Below are 19074 nucleotides of genomic sequence, written 5' to 3' on the forward strand. Positions count from 1 at the left end.
TTTACACATAAACTAACGAGTCGCGAGAGATATTCCGTGGCCATGACGTGGATGAGTAGATGTGACACAACGCTCCCGGCGAACCCGTTGGGCGGCGTCGTCGACGCGCCGAGGAACGGAAAGCGGCACAATGGGACACATGCCTTCGGCCCTAGAGCGATTCGATCCGGCGACCCGTGAATGGTTCACGGGCGCTTTTTCGCGCGCGACCTCGGCCCAGGAAGGCGCGTGGTCAGCGATTGCGGAGGGTCGACATGCTTTGGTCGTGGCACCCACGGGTTCCGGCAAAACCTTGGCCGCATTCCTCTGGGCCCTGGACCGCTTGGTATTACGCCCGGACGCTGAGGGGCTCGAGGCTGCCGCCACCTCGGAGGATGAGCACACGGGACCTACCGCCCGCCGGAAGCGTTCCTCACGGCGCACCCGAGTCCTATATATCTCGCCGCTCAAAGCCCTCGGCGTCGATATCGAACGGAATCTGCGCTCACCGTTGGTTGGCCTCTCCCAGACGGCGCGATTTCACGGGCGCGAGCCTCGCGAGATTTCTGTCGGGATTCGTTCGGGCGACACACCAGCCCGGGAACGACGTCGTCTGGTCACCGACCCTCCGGACATCCTCATCACCACCCCCGAGTCGCTGTATCTCATGCTGACCTCGAAGGCGCGTTCCACCTTGTCGGCCGTGGATACCGTGATCGTGGACGAGGTGCACGCCGTCGCCGGGACCAAACGCGGAGCTCATCTCGCGGTGTCTCTCGAACGCCTCGATCAGATCCTCCCTGCTCCAGCACAGCGGATCGGGCTGTCCGCGACGGTCGAGCCCGTGGACGCCGTCGCCCGGTTTTTGGGAGGCACGGCACCGGTGAGCGTGGTCCAACCAGCGCTGGAGAAGTCCTGGGACCTGACCGTTTCGGTCCCCGTTCCAGATATGTCGAATCTGACGGTTCCGGTACCACGCACCGACCTTCCGGATCACCGCACTGGAGTCTCCGCGGGGTCGGCCGCCGGAGCGAATCCGACGCTCGAGGATGCCCTAGGCCTGGATCTCGAGTCGCCGCTGGCCACCAGCGCCGAAGCCGCCCCGTCGGATTCGGACGACAGTTCAACGGGCACCGCAGCCGTCAGCCGAGGTTCCGCCGCGGAGCCGACGTCGACCACCCCGCACACCGTCGTCGCCTCGATCTGGCCACACGTCGAGGAGCGGATCGTCGACCTCGTGGAAGCCCATCGTTCGACCATTGTCTTCGCGAATTCGCGCGGCCTCGCCGAACGCCTGACCTCGCGGCTCAACGAGGTGTACGCATTTCGCGAGGAACAGCGCCATGATGCTGTAGCCGATGCCGCCCCTTCCGAGGGCGGCGAGATGCCCTATTCTCCCCCGGCCCTGAATCACCTCACCACGGGAACAGCCCCCGCCGAGCTTGCTCGCGCCCATCACGGTTCGGTGTCCAAAGATCAGCGAGCGCTCATTGAGGATGCCCTGAAGTCGGGAAGCTTACGATGCGTGGTAGCCACCAGTTCCCTGGAATTGGGGATCGACATGGGCTCCGTGGACCTGGTGATCCAGGTGGAGTCGCCGCCGAGCGTCGCGAGCGGTTTGCAACGCGTGGGACGAGCGGGCCACCAGGTGGGCGAGACCTCGCGGGCCGTCCTGTACCCGAAGCACCGAGGGGACCTGCTCTCATCGGCCGTGACGGTCGAACGCATGCGTGCCGGTGCCCTCGAGCCCCTGCACGTACCCGCCAATCCCCTGGACGTTTTGGCGCAACAGACCGTGGCGGCGTGCGCGACCGGGCCCATCGACGTCGAGGCCTGGTTCGACGCCGTCCGGCACACCGCCCCATTCGCTGCCCTTCCCCGGTCCGCATTCGACGCCGTGCTGGACCTGTTGGCAGGTAAGTACCCGTCCGACGAATTTGCGGAACTCCGCCCCCGGGTGATTTGGGATCGCGAGGCAGGAACCTTGGAACCCAGGCCAGGGGCGCAACGCGTCGCGGTGACCTCCGGCGGGACCATCCCGGACCGCGGACTTTACCCCGTCTACATCGTGGGCTCGGACGAAGAGACTCGCGGCCCCAAGCGAGTGGGCGAGCTCGATGAGGAAATGGTCTACGAATCCCGAAATGGCGACGTCATCGCCCTTGGAGCAACGAGCTGGCGGATCGAGGAGATCACCCACGACCGTGTCAACGTGACGCCGGCGCCGGGACAGGTGGGAAAACTGCCGTTCTGGCACGGGGACGGGCCCGGCCGGCCGGCCGAACTGGGTGCCGCCACGGGACGATTTACTCGGGAGCTGGCGACGTCGTTGGCGGAAGAAACCGACGGCCGAGAGGCGGCGCGCGAGCGGTTGCTCACCGCGGGACTCGATGAGTGGGCCGCGGATAACCTGTGCGCGTATATCGACGAACAACGCGAAGCAACCGGTCAGGTCCCGAGCGAGAAGACCGCCGTGGTCGAACGATTCCGCGACGAGCTCGGTGACTGGCGCGTGGTGTTGCATTCTCCCTACGGGATGCCGGTGCACGCGCCGTGGGCCTTGGCGATCGGTGCCAGGATCGACGAACTTTACGGGCTGGACGGTTCGGCGATGGCCGCCGACGACGGGATCGTCTTGCGCATCCCTGCCATGGAGGAAAACCCTCCCGGCGCCGATCTCTTTCTCTTCGAGCCGGACGAGATCGAAGCGATCGTCACCGAACAGATTGGTTCCTCCGCGCTCTTTGCCGCCCGTTTTCGCGAGTGCTCGGCCCGGGCTTTGTTGTTACCGCGCCGCGACCCGGGGAAACGGACGCCTCTGTGGCAGCAGCGCCAACGTTCGGCACAGTTGCTCGACGTCGCCCGCCGCCACCCAAATTTCCCGATCATCCTCGAAACGGTGCGCGAGTGCCTTCAGGACGTTTACGACCTGCCCGCACTGCGAAAGATCCATGAGGACATTTCCTCCCGCCGCATCACGGTGCGCGAGATCGAAACGAGCGAACCTTCCCCCTTCGCCAGGACGCTGCTCTTCGGGTACGTGGGGCAATTCCTGTACAACACCGACGCCCCGCTGGCCGAGCGCAAAGCCGCCGCGCTGAGCCTCGACCCCACGCTGCTGTCCGAGCTGTTAGGGCGGGACGAACTGCGTGAGCTGCTGGACCCCGAGACGATTCGCGAGACCGAAGCGCAGGTGCAACGCCTCACGGAGGGTCGTCAACTCCACGGCGTCGAGGGCCTGGCCGATCTCTTGCGTATCTTGGGCCCCCTCACCCTCGACGAAGCCACCGAACGCCTTGAAGACGGCGTAGACGCTGCCTCTCACATGGCCGAGCTAACACGCGCCGCCCGAGCCTTCACGGTCCGCATCGCGGGTCAGGAAAAGATCGCCGCCGTCGAGGACGCCGCCCGGCTCCGTGACGGGTTGGGCATTCCCTTGCCCATGGGCATCCCCCAAGCCTTCATCGAACCTGTGGCGGATCCCTTGGGTGATCTCGTTTCCCGATTCGCACGCACCCACGGACCGTTCACCGCTGCCCGAGCGGCGGCCGCCCTGGGACTGGGATCGGCCGTGGTCGAGACGGTACTGACGCGACTAGTGACGGACCGTCGCATCGCCCAGGGACGTTTCCTACCGCCGGAGATGGTGGAGGCAGCGGCGGATTCCGAGTCGGCCGTGGAATGGTGCGATGTCGGGGTTCTCCGAACGATCCGACGTCGTTCATTGGCCAAGCTGCGCGCCCAGATTGAGCCCGTAGACGCGGCCACGTATGCGCGGTTCCTGCCGGCGTGGCAACATGTTCGCGCGGAAGGCGCCTCGGAAGATCCACGGGTCGACGACGCGGACGGCCTGTTGACCGTCATCGACCAGCTCGCGGGCGTTCCACTCCCAGCCTCCGCCGTGGAGACTCTGGTGTTGCCCGCGCGCGTACGGGGGTACCGTCCGAGCATGCTGGACGAAGCGATGTCTCGCGGAGACGTGGTGTGGACCGGCAGTGGCACGATCCCCGGACAGGACGGATGGGTACGCCTGCACCTGACCGAATCTGCCGACCTGACAATTCCCACCGACCCACCCATGGGACTCGACGACCTGAGCGAGGATGCCCGCCGCGTCTTCGATGCCATGGGAGACGGCGCGGACTTCTTGCCCCGTATCGCGACGCGCGCTGGGATGAGCCTTGACCTCGCCGGAACCGCGCTCTGGGAATTGGTGTGGGCCGGATTGGTCACCAACGACACGGCCGGACCGTTGCGTGCCTTTTTGGATGGCGGTTCTTCTGCCCATGCCCGCCCGAAAGCACCGGGCCGTTCACGCTCGAGAGGACGGCGCGGAGCGGGACGCATCACCTCCGCACGGTTGGGACGCGCAGGCAATCCCGTCGCGCACCAGGCCGGTGGTTTCGGGCTGGGCCCCGGCGGATTAGGCGAGGCGACGGGGGTCGCCGCAGGGCTCTCCCCGCAACGGGAGCGGGAGCTCAGCGGCCGGTGGTCCAGAGTCAGCACCTTCCTGGATGAGGAGCCTCTGGACGTCACCGTTCGGGCGGTGGCGACGGCCCAGCTGATGCTGGACCGCTACGGCGTACTGACCCGAGGCGCCGTAGCCCACGAGGAAACCCCCGGCGGCTTCCAGGCGATGTACCAAATCCTCACGGCCCAAGAGGATCAGGGCGAAGCGCGTCGCGGTTATTTCGTCGAGGGTTTGGGCGGCGCACAATTCGCAGCGCCCTTGACCGTGGACCTCTTGCGTTCCACCACCATCGATCAGCAACTTGAAGGCTCCTCTTCCGAACCGCGCGCCCCCGAGGTTCTGGTTCTCGCGGCGAGCGACCCGGCGAATGCGTATGGTTCGACCCTCGGCTGGCCCGATCCCGTTGCGCCGGAACGGCTACTGACCGCGAGCGGGGGCGAGCCTCAGGCCGCGTCGTCGACGGAGAATCCGCGTTTGGCTCGACCCGGACGAAAGGCCGGTGCGCTGGTGGTGTTGGTGGACGGGAGGCCCGTCCTCTACGTCGAACGAGGCGGCAAGACGATGCTGACCTTCACGTCCGACGTCGCAGACCTGACCCTTGCGGGGCCGGCCGTCACTTCGGCGGTCAGATTGGGCGCCGTCGACAAGCTGGTCATCGAAAAGGTCAATGGGATCTCCATCCTGGAACGTGGCACTCAAGAGACTGGTGGTGCTCCTGCCCCCGTGACCGCCCTTCGCGAATCCCTCACCGCCGCGGGCTTCTATTCGACGCCGCGCGGGATACGGATACGTCGCTAAAACCACCACGTCCACATACTGAGATTTCCGTCCATTGTTTGAAAACCTCGGAGTACGCTCAATCATCATCTTTATTGGAATTACCTGATCTAAAGGATCCACCATGTCCTCTGGACTTTTCCGCACCAAGTCCGTAGAGCAGAGCATCCGGGACACCGAGGAACCGGAGCATCAGCTCAAGAAGAATCTTGGCGCGCTCGACCTGATTGTTTTCGGTGTCGGAGTGAGCGTGGGAGCGGGCATCTTTGTGCTGACCGGCCACGCCGCTGCCACGAACGCTGGGCCCGCCATCGTGCTCTCCTTCCTCATCGCGGGGCTTGCCTGCGGTCTCGCCGCCGTTTGCTACGCGGAGCTTGCCTCGACCGTGCCCGTCGCGGGTTCGGCGTACACCTTTACCTACGCGACTCTAGGTGAATTGGCCGCGTGGATCATCGGCTGGGACCTCATCCTCGAATTCACCGTCGGCGCAGCGGCTCTGGCGACGTCATTTAGCCAATACCTCGGGGTCATCTTGCAAGACACCCCCTTCGCAATTCCGCCCGCCCTCGCGTCTGCGGAAACCGGATGGGTCAATTTGCCGGCCTTCTTGCTGGTCGTCGGCCTGACCGTCGTCTTGATCACCGGAGTCAAGCTCTCCAGCCGCCTCAATCAAGTCGTCACGGGCATCAAGCTGTTGGTCGTCCTGGCCGTGATCGTCGTCGGAATGTTCTTCGTCAAGGCGTCCAACTGGGTTCCGTTCATTCCTCCGACGCAGGGCGCGAGCGCTCAGACCGGCGGCGCCCTGCATCTGCCCCTCGTGCAAACCCTCTTCGGCATTGCACCGAGCGTCTTTGGCGTGGGTGGCGTGCTGGCCGCCGCGGCCATGGTGTTCTTTGCCTTCATCGGATTCGACATCGTGGCCACCACCGCGGAGGAGACCAAGAATCCCCAGCGGAACCTTCCCATCGGTATCTTCGGCTCGCTCGCCATCGTGACGGTGCTCTACGCGGGCGTTTCGCTGGTCATTACCGGCATGCAGAGCTACAAGGACATCGATCCGAACGACGGCGCCCCGCTGGCCACCGCGTTCTCGAATAACGGGCTGCCGTTCATGGGACACCTCATCGCCATCGGTGCGTGCATCGGCTTGATCGTGGTCACCATGATTCTGTTCCTCGGCCAAACGCGCGTCGGTTTCTCGATGGCGCGAGATCGGTTGCTCCCGCCGTCGCTCGGCAAGACCCACCCCAAGTTCAAGACGCCGTACCGTTTCACGATGCTCGCTGGCCTGGCGATCGCCCTCCTTGCAGCCTTCGTCCCGCTGGCCAAGCTCGCCGACTTGGTCAACATCGGCACCTTGTCCGCCTTCATCCTGGTCTCCGTCGGCGTGATCATCCTGCGCAAGAGCCGTCCGGATCTGAAGCGCTCATTCAAGGCCCCGTTCGTGCCGGTCCTGCCCATCGTCTCCGCGCTGATGTGCCTGTACCTAATGATGAACCTCTCCTTGGAGACCTGGATCCGTTTCGTGATCTGGCTGCTCATCGGCATCGTGGTGTACTTCGCGTACTCACGGCGCCACAGCCGCCTGCGGAACTCCACGGATGAACCCACTTCGGCCGAACATGTGACGCCCACGGCGTAGTCGGCCCCGACCCCATGCATGGCGTGCATCGCATCGACAGATTGCGGTGCACGCCATCGTCGTTCAATCCCGCGAAAGATACCGTGGAGACATGACCGCTAAAAGCTCGCACACGTTCGGCGACGACGCATGACTCGACGTCCCCGGCCAGGTTGTCCGGTGCCCGCACGGGAGGGAGTTTCTCCCACACGCATTCGGTTGCCCCGGGACGAAAATTACGCGTCGCTCGCGGGATTTCTAGCTGAACGATTCCCGCCGCATGATCCAGAGCAGGTCGCCCAGCTGATGGCGCGCGGCGACGTCTTTTCCCCGGACGGTCTCCCGCTGGCTCCCGACGCTGAGTACCGCCCCGGTGGCCACGTCTGGGTTTTCCGCCCACTCCCCGAGGAGCCTTCCCTCTCGGACGAGATCCCCGTTCTCTATGAGGACGACGATCTCCTCGTCGTCGACAAGCCTCACGGCTTACCGGTCACCCCGCGCGGCGGATTCGTGAAGCAGACGGCCGTGACCAAGCTCCGGGTACGCACCGGAAACCAGGGTCTCTCCCCCGTGCACCGACTCGACCGCCTGACTGCGGGAGTCCTGATCTTCGCCAAAACCCCGCGAGCCCGTGGACCGCTGCAAAGCCTCTTTGAACTCCAGCAGGTACGCAAGACCTATGAGCTGATCGCCCCGCTGAATCCCCACCCCGAATCCGACGCTCCGGAACGGCTCCCCCAGCATCCCGAGGAACCGATCCGCGTCCGGTCCCGCATTGTGAAGGACTCATCATCGCTCCAAGCCAGAGAAGTCGACGGTCCCGCCAATGCGGTCACCGGGATTCGGCTGATCCGAGAGTTCTCCGGAACTCCGTGGGGGCTCTACGCCGCATATCCGCTCTCGGGAAAAACCCATCAGATTCGGGTCCACATGAACCACCTGGGCCGTCCCCTTCTCGGCGACCCCTTGTACCCGACGATCGACGACGAGGCATTGCGTCACCCCGAGACCCGGCTCCAGCTCCTCGCCCGCGAAATTTCCCTACGCCACCCCTTCACCGGAGATCACCTGAGCGTGCGCTCAGACCGTACCCTGGAGATAAGAACCAGACCTGAGGACGCTTGAACGTTCGCAGCATCATTGACCGGGAGAGACCATGACCACAGACCCCCGCACCCCGCCGACCACGCGTAGCCAACGGCGTCGTTCCGCCCCAGAAGGAGGGCAGGCCCCGGCTTCTCCGGCCCAACGGCATCGGGCCGAGAAGGCCCTCCGTGCCGAACGTGCCACGTACTCGGTTCACCGGCTCTTCCTGCGCCGCGTGAGCGGAATTCCCGGGACACTCATCGGTGAGACGACGTTGCCGCCGCAGAAGGGTCTGAAGAAGCGTGTGACCAACTGGAACTACTGGTGGCAGGCGCAATTGCTGGACGCCCTGGTCGACGCCGGCCAACGCTATCTTGCCGACGGACGCACCTCAGAGGCCGAGCGCCAGATCGACCAGTGCCATCGTTTGCTGCGGGGCATCCGGATCCATAACTTTGGCACCTTCGTCAATTCGTTCTATGACGACATGGCGTGGCTCGTCCTGGCGGCCCAACGCCTCAACTCTCTCTCACAAGCGGTGCTGGGCCGTGGGTCCGAACCCGCGCAAGAAGTCGGACGGGCCCTCTACCCACAACTCAAGGCCGCCATCTCTGACGAGACCGGAGGCGGTGCCTACTGGTCCAAGGCGGAGAACTTCAAGAATCTGCCCGCTTCCGGGCCAATCTCGATGGCTCTATCACGGGCCGGCGAGCACGACAGCGCCTTCGCACTCACTCAGTGGTTCCGGGATCGCTTGTGGGACCCCCGCCAGGGGTACCTCGACGGCATCAAACTGGAACTGCAACGCGACGGATCCCGCAAGGAAGTTCCCGAAGAACGAGCCTTCTCTTACAACCAGGGCGTGGCGATCGGCGCGCACCTAGAAATCCAGGGTGGGGACCTCCGCCACGTCGAGGAGATCGTCCGGTTGGTCCACGAAAAGTTCACCGTGACGCATGCTGAAGAGGGCACCGAATTCCGTGTCCTCGACACACGAGGTTCCGGCGACGGCGGATTATTCGCCGGAATCCTCGCGCGATACCTCACCCGGGCTGCCATGGATCATCGGATCGAGCCGAAGACCCGTCACCTCGCGCGCGATCTCGTCGTCGCCACTGCTGAGCTGTTGTGGGCCGGTCGCCGAGAGTTCGATCCAGACCTTCCGCTGAACGAACCCGGAATCGACGTGACCGAAATTCGCGGCGATTCGGTGGCGTTGTTCTCCCCGGACGCGACGCGCCACAGCTCGGAGACTCTCGGTTCGGGGGCCCGCGTGGAACTCAGCACGCAGGTTCAGGCCTGGACCATCCTGGAGGCTGCCTACCGCCTCGCGTGACGGCGCGGCCCCGGGAAGACGGCGGGCGACGTCGTCGTGCGCTTCCCGGGGCCGAGTCCGCCGCCGGTTCAGCGGGTAGCCAAACACCGCTCCGACCACGCAAAATACTGGGAATTTTTGTTCCGGGTGCGATACAACCGAGGTATGAGCAGAGTACGCACACCGGACCCCACGCCCGGGTGGCTCTCCGAGGAAGAGCTCGCCCAGGCCCGCCAACAGTTGCCGATGGTCTACGTCCAAGCCATTCCCGTGACGCTCGACCCCCTGGGATGCGTCAGCGAGGTTGGCTTGCTCCTTCGCCCCAATGACGAGGGGAGCATGGTTCGCTCGTTCGTGTCGGGAAGGGTGCACTACCGGGAGACGGTTCGCGGGGCCCTCCTGCGTCACCTCGAGAAAGACCTCGGCCACCTCGCGATGCCGCAGATGCCCGCCTCCCTGACCCCGTTTACCGTCGCCGAGTATTTCCCGCATCCGTCCCAATCGGGCCTCACCGACGACCGACAACACGCCGTCGCCCTCTGCTATGTGATCCCCGTCAATGGAGATTGTGAGCCCCGCGAGGACGCCCTCCAGCTCTCCTGGCTCACGCCGGAAGAAGTGCTCCGGGACGAGGTCCAGGAAGAATTTGAGGGCGGTAGCGGCGATCTGGTGCGGCGAGCGCTGGCCTTCGCCGGGTGGGGCCGCTGCTGAAGGCCTCCGAACACCCCGTCACTGGGAGCAACTAGTATGGGCAGAGTGCCCAACACTACTTTTCCCAACCCACAATTCGGTTTCACTGTCGGTTCCCGCCTGAGCGAGACCGCCGGTAACGACTCCTCCAGGGCCGCGCGCTCTCGCAACGACGGCGGCGAGTTCTTGGGTCGGACCGGCGTCATGACCACGCCCCACGGCGAGATTCAGACCCCCGCGTTCATTCCGGTCGGAACCAAGGCGACCGTGAAGGCCGTGCTTCCCGAAGCCATGAGTCAGCTCGGTAGCCAGGCGTTGCTCGCCAACGCGTACCACCTCTATTTGCAGCCTGGGCCGGATGTCCTCGACGCCGCGGGTGGCCTCGGCCGTTTCATGAACTGGAACGGCCCGACCTTCACGGATTCGGGCGGATTCCAGGTGATGTCCCTGGGCTCTGGCTTCAAGAAGGTCATCGACATGGGCACGGTCTCCGGCGCGACGGGCGCGGACGGTCGCCCCGTCGGGGACGACGACGTCGCCGCGGGCAAAGAACGCATGGCCCACATCGACGACGACGGCGTGACCTTCAAATCCCACCTCAACGGGGACCTCCATAGGTTCTCCCCGGAGGTGTCGATGAGCGTGCAGCATCGCATCGGTGCGGACGTGATGTTTGCCTTTGACGAGCTGACCACCCTCTATAACTCCCGTGGTTACCAAGAACAAGCCTTGGAACGCACGCGGCTGTGGGCCCTACGGTGTATCGATGAGCACCAACGCCTCACCCAGGAACGCTCGGACAAGCCGTATCAGGCCCTCTTCGGCGTCATCCAGGGAGCCCAATACGAGGACCTGCGCCGCAAGGCATGCCGGGATCTCGGTGACATGGAGTTCGACGGATTTGGACTCGGCGGCGCCTTAGAGAAGGAGAACCTCGGGACCATTGTGCGGTGGTGCAACGAGGAGTTGCCAGACAACAAACCGCGGCACCTCCTGGGCATTTCCGAGCCGGACGACATTTTCGTCGCGCTGGAGAATGGCGCGGACACTTTTGATTGCGTCTCCCCGACCCGAGTGGCTCGCACGGCGGCGGTGTATTCACCGGACGGACGCTTTAATGTGTCCAACGCCCGTTTCAAAACCGATTTCACCCCCATTTATGAGGGGTGCGACTGTTACACGTGCACGCATTACACCAAGGCGTATCTGCATCACCTCTTCAAAGCCAAGGAGAGGCTCGCGGCGACCCTCGCCTCGATTCACAACGAGAGGTTCATCGTCCGCATGGTCGATACCGCTCGTGACACCATTGCGAGCGGCGAATACTTCCAATATCGCGATGAATTTCTGGGCCGCTACTACGCCGGAAAGGCCAAGAAGTGAGCATTTTGACCACGGTCCCCGCGGATCATGTCGTCTCCATTTCCGGTGACGTTCCCGCGTCACCGAACGTGGTGTTCGGCGCATTCACCGATCCCTTACGGCTCGCCGGATGGTACGGACCGGAGGGTTGGATCGTTCCCGTGCACACGGTGTCGATCGACCCCAGGCCCGGCGGGACCTTCCGCCTCGCGATGGTCAACCATGCCCAGCCGAATGAAGCCGTGCCGCTGTATTCGACGTTCGTGAGCGTCGTCGAGGGAGAACTGATCGAACATCGCGAGTCCCTCCCAGGCCCCAACGGCGAGGCCAGCGACGCGACGGTGCTTCACCGCATCGAGTTCCTTCCCCGCGAAGTAGACGGCGTCGAGGGAACGCGCGTCGTGGTGAGCCAGGGGCCGCTCCCTCGAGAGATCCACTCGACCGTCGTCGCCGGTTGGCGTTCCGCCCTGGCGGAGCTGGCCCGCGCGATCCACTCGGAAGGGCGGGTCCGCGCCTCTCGCTAGGTGCGTTGCTTCCGCTTCGCATTGATCACGCGCAACTGCCGCGTTTCGGGGCTGTCGCTACCGGTCAGCGCGTTGCCTTCAAACTCGCCGGCGTCCTGCCCCTCGTATTGCTCTGCCTCGGCCTGTTCCTGCGCCGCATTCTTCTTCTTGAGATGTTGCACCCAGAGGTGCCCGGCGGTGTAAAGCAAGATGCCGATGGCGAGCCACACGAATTCCAGGATGAGGTCGCCCCGGATGGAGGCTTCCGGCAAATAGACCTGGAGCCTCATCGCGCCGATGGCAGCCGAGCTCGGGACCAGGTGATTCAGCACCGTATACAGCTGCGGAGCCATGTCCAGGGGCAGTAACAGCCCAGAGCTGGGCACACCGCACATCACGAATAACGGCAGGGAAATCGTCATGACCGACCCCCTGAGGAAGAGCGCCCCACCGAGGGTGAAGAACTGGATCGTCAACGACGTCAAGAAGAGAATCCCCCAAACGGTCCACGGAGCCCCCGGCTCCAGGAAGTGCACCACGTGCACCGAGATCAGGTATTGCAGCAACGTGTTGGCGGCGGCGACGCCGAGGACCCACACGATGCGTCGTCCCCAGTGCCAGGCTCGTCCGACCAACCCGATCATCATGCCCGCGAGGTTGGAGCCGACGACGCCGCCCATCCCGAGATACATCAACGACATGCCGAATTTGTCGTTTTGCGGAGTAGGCGCGAGATCCACTTTCTGCAGGGGTGCCCCTTGAGTCAGGGTTCCAACGAGCTTCTCCGCCGCAGATTCTGATTGCATGCCGTTTCCGGTCGCGACGAAGAGCACAGCCGAGGAGTCCGATGTGCGTTCGGAAATCCCGGCCGCCGAAGATGCCGGGACGTACGCGGCCCGAGCCTTATTCTCCAGGACGTCTTGGCGCGCGTCGTCGGCGGACTTCACGGAACGAACCTCGTAGTCGTCCTTCGGGAGGTCGTCGAGAGCCCGAACCAGCTTGTGGGAGGAGGCATCCGAAGCGACGACGTCGATCTTCATGTGATTCGGCGACGGAGAGTGGACGACCCCGATGTACATCAGGGGTAGAGCGATGGCGACGATGATCGGCAACTTGAACGCGTGGACCAGGCCTCTGCGGTTTTGCATCTGCTCTTCGGTGACGGTGCGGCGGCTACCGAAAAAGTCACGGAACCTGAGCGACGAATACCCGGCGCGAACGTGTCGCCCGCTCCGCACGCCGTCTAGCTGCTGGCCGTCTGCGCTCTCCGAACTCAATGCGTCCTCATCCTTGGATGTAGGACGCCGCAAGAATGACGCGGCAAGAAGGATCACGGCCAGGAAAAACCACAGCAAGAGTGTGCTGAGGGAAGCGCTGAGTGGCGCATCCGGGAAGTACAGAATCCGGCGCAAGGCCTCCATGAGAGCGGGAGTCGGCAGGACCCGGTGCAGCCCCTGGAAAATCGGGGGCACCAGCTCAATGGCCATGCCCGCCCCTGACGAAGGAATACCCAACAAGACCAGGAGAAACATGGTTGGCAAGGCCATATACAAGCCGATGAGTCTCATGCCGCCCGTGTGGAACAACATCACCGTGAAACACATCCCCGCCAAGAGGAGATACACAGGAAGGGCGTGTTCGGTGAATGCGCCGTGCACCGCGTAGGCAATGAACACCGGGATGGTTGCGTAGAACAGAGCCATCACGCCCATGATGGAAATCGCGACCTTGCCGCTGAGTTTGGCCAGGTTGCTCCTCAATCCCACGGCCGTCATGAAACCGGCCAACAGCACCGGCAAACCCATGAACATGAGCGACGTGCCCATGCCGTCGTTGGGCGGAGGAGGTACAAGGTCGTCCACCGTGGGTTTCGGGACCTGGCTCGGATCCTGATATTGGCCGGTCTGGGTGAGGACCTGGGGTGCGACCTTGTCTAAATACCCTTCAGCGAACTGTGCGGCGCTCGTCGAGCCCATGGTCGCGACGTATTCGGTATTGGTTTTGGGATCCCAGGCCGCCCGAATGTCCAAGGACTTGATCGCGTGCTTGGCATCATCCACCGACCCGACGGCGGTGACGTCGTAGGCGTCCCCGGCTTGGGCATCGAGCTTGGTCGCAAGGTGCTGCGTCTGAGCGTCCGAACCGACAATCCCAATTTTCATGCCGTGGGGTTGCGGGGAGTGCATGCTGAAGCCGTAGATCAGCGGGAACATGATCGTCAGGAACATGGGCAAGACGATCGAGAATTTCAGAACCTTGCTGGCCCCGGATTTGATGCCCGACGCACTGATACGAGGAGATCGAGACATCACGAAGCCTGCTTTCTCTGATGATTACGACGGAGGATCGGGATGGCCTGAGTGTCGGCGTCGCGCTCGGCCTGGTTTCGGAATATCAAGACCAGCACAAAACTCACGGCGGCACCGATGGCGGTTTCGGCCATTCGGGCGGTGAGTATGTCTTCTGGGGGTGCTGGTTGCGCGAGTTGCACCATCATGAGCGCCAGTGGCGTCACGAAAAGCATCGCGAAACCGTAATTTCGCATCACAAAGGCCTCCGCCAGGAATTGAAGGATCACAATCCACACCACCATGTGCCATTGCTGGAGGCCAGAAGACAACAGAAATGCCGTGACCATGACTCCACCAAAGGTACCGACAATGCGCTGAATGCATTTGTAGAGGCGCGCCGTGACACTCGGCTGCGCAATGGGCGCCACCGCCGCGACCATAGCCCAGTAGGAATGGCTTATACCCGAGAGCTCCCCCAGCACACCGGCAATCCCCGCAGCCGCAAAGAACAGCAGTCCTTGTTGAATGATTTTGTTCCACGGTTGTCCGTGATGCTGCGGGGCGGGCACCACATGTCCACGACGCCCCTCACCGAGGAAATAGCCGAGCATTCCCGCGAGGACCGACCACACCACGGCACCCAGACCGGTCGCCATGCCTTCAAGGACCGGCGGCGGTGCGTGCATCGCGCCCACGGCTCCGGAGGCGAAGATGAAAAACAGGCCGCCGGGCGGGCGAAGAGTGAGCACCAGGGCCAGCGACGCACCGACGCCACCGACGAGCGCGACCGCCGCAATCACCACCCACGGATTCGCGTGAGCGTGCGAGAGCCCGAGGCCCACCAAGAGACAGCCCAAAAGGATTGCCCCGGCCATGCACTGATGCCGGAACCTATCGATGAAGGTCTCCTGGCGTGCATACAGCGAGGTAAAGGCCCCGAATGAGGCAAAGATGGCCAGGTCGACTCGGCCGAGGAGTACGACGGTTGTCAAAGGGACGGCGACGCTGACCGCAATTCGTGTCGCCGGAATGTGGTCGGCTTTCGACGGGGCGAAGGACACGATGTTGCGGAAATGACCGTCTGTCACTGTGACGAGTGGCTCCTTGAACTTGCGGCTCGGGGATCGGATAGAAGGAGTGGTCGCCGGAATCAGATCACCGGGATTGCCCTACGGCCAGAGAAATACACTGGGATGGACGAGGTTCTGACCATTCAGGTCTCAAGCCTCGAGGGGCCGTCACAACTATTGGGTTCCCGGCAGGTGGCGAAAAAACCACGCCTTGCTTAATAGTAAGCCTACTCCCCGTCAGGGAGCGGCAGACCCTTGTATTTTGGAACATATGACCGAGCACACCCGCCTTCACGATGACCCGCTCGAGCTGTGGCGATCTCTCGCGCAGCTGAGCCCCCGGGTCTTGCCGCACCCGCGGCCGGCGGAACGCTCCCTCACCATCAAGGATTATCTGCCTGGGCACGCCCTCCCGTGGGAGCCCTCGTCGGGGCACGTGAGTTACGACCGCACTCGGTCCTGGCAACATGTGGTCTACGCCGGTCTCGTGCCTTATGGCACCCTCGTTGCCCACGCGAATTTGGCCCCGCCCGAAACCGCGCCGGGCTTGCTGACCGCGCTCTTCGCCGTGCGCCTCGAGGAAAGCGGCAGACTCCTCCCCGAGAGCCTCGAGGTGTCCCGGGCGGCGTGGGCCGTGGCGCATTTGTCGTCGTCGATATCCGCGACATACCGCGAGTCAGCGACCCTGTGGCGCCAACGCATCCTGGATTTGTTCCGGGACCGCCGCGTCGTCATGAAGGGTGTGCGGTACCCGCGCCTTCCGGGGGACGTGGAACAGGATCATCAGCTCAATCACGACGATGTAGCCGCGGCCGTGAAGGTCACCAACGAGCTCTTTGGACTCACCGAGTTGACGATGACGGTTTCTCGCCCCATGCCGACGAGAATCGTGAGCACGCTCGCTACTCGCACCCTTCACGTAGGCGACAGCTCGCTGTTGAATCACCCAGCGGCCGAGGACCTCGATCTGGCCACCGAAACCACGCGATATCGCCAGTCCGCCGCGGGCCTGCTGGGTATCGACGCCGCAGAAACCTTCGAGGATGTCGTGGAGTCGCGGGAAGCTCTGTACTACGCGTTGGCCCCGCAGATGCTTCCGGAGGGGGTCTCCCGACCCGAACGCTCCTCGGTGGCGACTCAATTTGCCGTCAATGCCGCGCTCAATGATCTTTCTCGCCAGGAAGGCCTGTGGTGTTGTCCGGCCCAGACGGCGGCGGGGATGCCCGACCCACGGTGGGTCGACGACATGGTGTCGGGCCTCGTCACGCGCCGTGCCGAGGCGTTGGCCTCGATTCCGGATCCTGCCGAGATTTTCGACCCCGAGCCCACGGAGTGGTCGGCGGCCCGAGAGATTCATCTTCCGCACCCCGACCTGGAAAATTTCGAGGTCATCCGCTCCGCTCCCCTGCGTTCCGGAGCCGCCGTTCCGCAAGGGCGAGCCGCCGTCGTGCGGTTGCTCCCCGGGATGGAAGAGCTTGAACCGTATCGTGGGCTCCCTGCGGCTCAGCCCATCGATGCCGTCGATGCTATCGATGGCGTGCTGAACCGGTTGGGCCACGCTCGAGTCTCGATGACGGCCGAAGATTATGACCGGTGGGACGAAACCGCCGAATCGGTCCACGAGAGCCTCGCGACCGTCCGTCGACTCGTGGCCGAACGCCAGAGATATCACGAAGCCGTACCCATGTTGTTGCGCACCGAAGGCGTGATTTCTGATCTGGCGGAGGCATTGGCCGAGTCGGCGGCTGGCATTTCCGACAAAGAACGTGAACTGAAGGAGCTCTCCCAAGCGAACGATCGCGCGCGGAAGTGCTCCAAGGAATGGAGCGACCGTATTGCCGCTCACCTGCGGGACGAACCGCCCATGCTGTGGCGACTCGCGACCTTCGGACGGGCGCGCACGCCGTGGCATCTGCGCCTCACCCAGCTCCGCCGGGAGCAGAGCGAAGCGCAAGCCGAAGAGCAGGGCTCTCAGTCCGCCGTCGACCGTGTACACCGCGACCTTCGGCAGCTCCGAGAGGCCCACGAAGGGTTGCGGGACGATCTTGAAGAAAACCAAAAGACGGTTGCCTCTTTGCGCGAAGAGCTGGCTGCTTATCCTCATGCGCAAGACGCCATGGATGGCGATTGGTTGGCGGGCGATTGGAATGACCAAGCCTTCGCCCCGTGGCTCGACGACGAGCTTCAGGCCGCGCGGTACACCGCGTACCAGGCGGCTCTTCGAATGCACTCGATGGCCATCCACGGGTTGCCTGCGGAATTTCGGGAAGGCCTCCTCGCGGCTCGAGACCTCTTGTGTGGCCACCCGAGCCGCAATCCTGACGCCGTGCGAGCCGCTTGGGAAATCCTGGGTATGGTTTTCCCCCAGGTGATGATCCACGCGGAGTTGCTCCCAGGAATTTGCCGAAGCCTGGGCGAGACTCGTGTGGGCTGGATCGTGTATTCCGACGCAGAACGCATCCGCGGCGGGGTGGCGTACGCCGGCCTGCTGCATTCGACTCGCGGGGTCCTCTACCCCCGCTCGGATGGCCCCGAGACTTCTGCGTTGGCCGTCCGAGGGGACGACGACGTCGTGCGGCCGGAGGACGACCCCGTCCAGCGTTTCGATGCCCCCTATCTTTTGCCGCCCACCCCGGTTCAGGAAGCCTTGGCGGCGGCGACTTCGTGTTCGTTGCGGTGGACTCCGGATCGTACGACGGCCTACGGACTGGCCTTGGCGGCCTCGAAATACACTCCGCCTCCGAAGCTTCCCGAAGAGTCCGACCGCGACACCCTCGACCCATTGCCACCTTTGTCGCCCTGACCAGCGAAGACGTCGGTAAAATCGGTCTGACGCGGAGCCCGCCGCGCCTCGCCCGCCGAGCCACTCGCGAAGGAGCCACATGGACAGTACCGGTCAGCCGTACCTCCGTGCACTCACCGAAGGAGAACCGGGTCCGTGGCGCTCGGCGCTCGGCCAAACCCCTTTGTACTGGGCCGGTCTTCTCGTGATTTGGACCGTCGGCATTCTCGGCCGTTTTTCTGGCGCGCAGTCGGTCTCGGCGGCTGGCCTCCACGCCGTCGCCCCGACCATCACGTTCATCACGTGGTTAATCTTGCTGGTCTACACCGGGTTCCTCATCCTGACCGCGATCCGTCCGAGCCTCGCTGAGCCTCCACGGCCCGGGTTGACCCGGCGCGTGCTCCGCGCGATCGCGCCATCGTCGATTGCCGTCTTTTTTCTGGCGCTGATTCAAGCGGGCCTCGTCCTGATCGCTGCCGTCCACCGCGGCCCGAGCACCGGCATGGAGCCCTTGTGGAAGACCACACTGTTCTATGCCTTGGAATCGGCCGTGGGTGTGGCGACCTTCTGCACAGTGTTCGCGTTCCTCGCGGTCGCTTTCCGGAGGGTTCGTAGCTGGTGGCGCTACAGCCTATTCGTATGGATCGCCTTCGCGGTCGTCGATCGCATCCAGCGGTATGCCAGCTTCGTGCCGTTTCCGTGGTCGGACGCCGCAGAATTTCATTCCGGATTGGATTTCGGTCACGCCTCGGTTGGCAACGTGTACATCAATGCGTTCCCAGGAAATGTTTCCCCATCCGGAAGCGGAGTCAGTGATGGGGCGCCGCCATTTGCAAACATCGAACTCAGCAATATCTGGATCAATTTGTGGATTACCGCGCTGTGCAGCCTCATGCTGATCACCGCTGTTGCCGTTTCTGCCGCGCGGACCCGCGAACGACGCCGTCGTAACGGGGAAGTCCCTCAGCCTCGGGGCCACGCATATTCGGGCACGTCAGGTGAGGATTTCGAGGAGCCGCTGATCCCCTGGGACCGGGTCGACGAACCGCGCAACTCCCGTAGACTTGGGCCGTGAATTATTCGCTTCTGCCAATTCCCGGAGTCCCTGCATGGGTAGATACCACGCT

Annotated in this window: 11 protein-coding genes; 9 read left to right on the top strand and 2 right to left on the bottom strand. The window is 63.8% G+C overall.

The window, feature by feature from the left end; genetic code table 11:
* The first annotated feature begins 139 nt into the window (after positions 1–139).
* The 7 genes from B9Y51_RS03105 (at position 140) to B9Y51_RS03135 (ending at position 11825) form a co-directional block, all read left to right on the top strand.
* Positions 140–5248 (top strand): Lhr family ATP-dependent helicase, encoded by a 5109-nt coding sequence (locus B9Y51_RS03105; RefSeq protein ID WP_143467968.1) that lies wholly within the window; start codon positions 140–142, stop codon positions 5246–5248.
* A 103-nt stretch (positions 5249–5351) separates the two neighbouring features.
* Positions 5352–6869 (top strand): amino acid permease, encoded by a 1518-nt coding sequence (locus tag B9Y51_RS03110; protein ID WP_048681216.1) that lies wholly within the window; start codon positions 5352–5354, stop codon positions 6867–6869.
* A gap of 159 nt (positions 6870–7028) precedes the next feature.
* Positions 7029–7973 carry a pseudouridine synthase gene (locus B9Y51_RS03115; RefSeq protein ID WP_245826034.1) on the top strand — a complete coding sequence of 315 codons (945 nt, stop codon included), beginning with the start codon at positions 7029–7031 and terminating at the stop codon, positions 7971–7973.
* Positions 7974–8004: 31 nt separating this feature from the next.
* A complete protein-coding gene (locus tag B9Y51_RS03120) occupies positions 8005–9270 on the top strand; it encodes a glycoside hydrolase family 76 protein (protein WP_085528731.1) in 1266 nt (421 codons plus the stop codon).
* A 144-nt stretch (positions 9271–9414) separates the two neighbouring features.
* On the top strand, positions 9415–9960 hold the full coding sequence (locus B9Y51_RS03125) for an NUDIX hydrolase family protein (RefSeq protein WP_048681211.1): 546 nt from the start codon (positions 9415–9417) through the stop codon (positions 9958–9960).
* 36 nt (positions 9961–9996) lie between these two features.
* Positions 9997–11322, top strand: coding sequence for a tRNA guanosine(34) transglycosylase Tgt (tgt, locus tag B9Y51_RS03130; protein WP_048681208.1), 1326 nt, complete (start codon positions 9997–9999; stop codon positions 11320–11322).
* Positions 11319–11825: an SRPBCC family protein gene (locus B9Y51_RS03135; RefSeq protein ID WP_048681205.1), complete on the top strand. Its 507-nt coding sequence runs from the start codon at positions 11319–11321 to the stop codon at positions 11823–11825. The genes tgt and B9Y51_RS03135 overlap by 4 nt, the downstream gene beginning before the upstream one ends.
* On the opposite strand, the gene B9Y51_RS03140 is transcribed toward B9Y51_RS03135, so the two are convergent.
* Together B9Y51_RS03140 and B9Y51_RS03145 are read right to left on the bottom strand one after the other, a co-directional pair.
* A complete protein-coding gene (locus B9Y51_RS03140; protein ID WP_085528732.1) occupies positions 11822–14113 on the bottom strand; it encodes an ABC transporter permease in 2292 nt (763 codons plus the stop codon). The genes B9Y51_RS03135 and B9Y51_RS03140 overlap by 4 nt on opposite strands.
* Positions 14113–15183, bottom strand: a complete 1071-nt coding sequence (locus B9Y51_RS03145) for an FUSC family protein (RefSeq protein WP_085528733.1) — start codon at positions 15181–15183, stop codon at positions 14113–14115. Before B9Y51_RS03145 ends, B9Y51_RS03140 begins: the two co-directional genes overlap by 1 nt.
* A gap of 253 nt (positions 15184–15436) precedes the next feature.
* On the opposite strand from B9Y51_RS03145, the gene B9Y51_RS03150 reads away from it, so the two are divergent.
* On the top strand, positions 15437–17968 hold the full coding sequence (locus tag B9Y51_RS03150) for a hypothetical protein (RefSeq protein WP_085528734.1): 2532 nt from the start codon (positions 15437–15439) through the stop codon (positions 17966–17968).
* 79 nt (positions 17969–18047) lie between these two features.
* A complete protein-coding gene (locus B9Y51_RS03155) occupies positions 18048–19022 on the top strand; it encodes a hypothetical protein (RefSeq protein WP_085528735.1) in 975 nt (324 codons plus the stop codon).
* Positions 19023–19074 lie beyond the last annotated feature (52 nt).

Source organism: Kocuria massiliensis, assembly GCF_900169715.1.
GTDB classification, from domain to species: domain Bacteria; phylum Actinomycetota; class Actinomycetes; order Actinomycetales; family Micrococcaceae; genus Rothia; species Rothia massiliensis.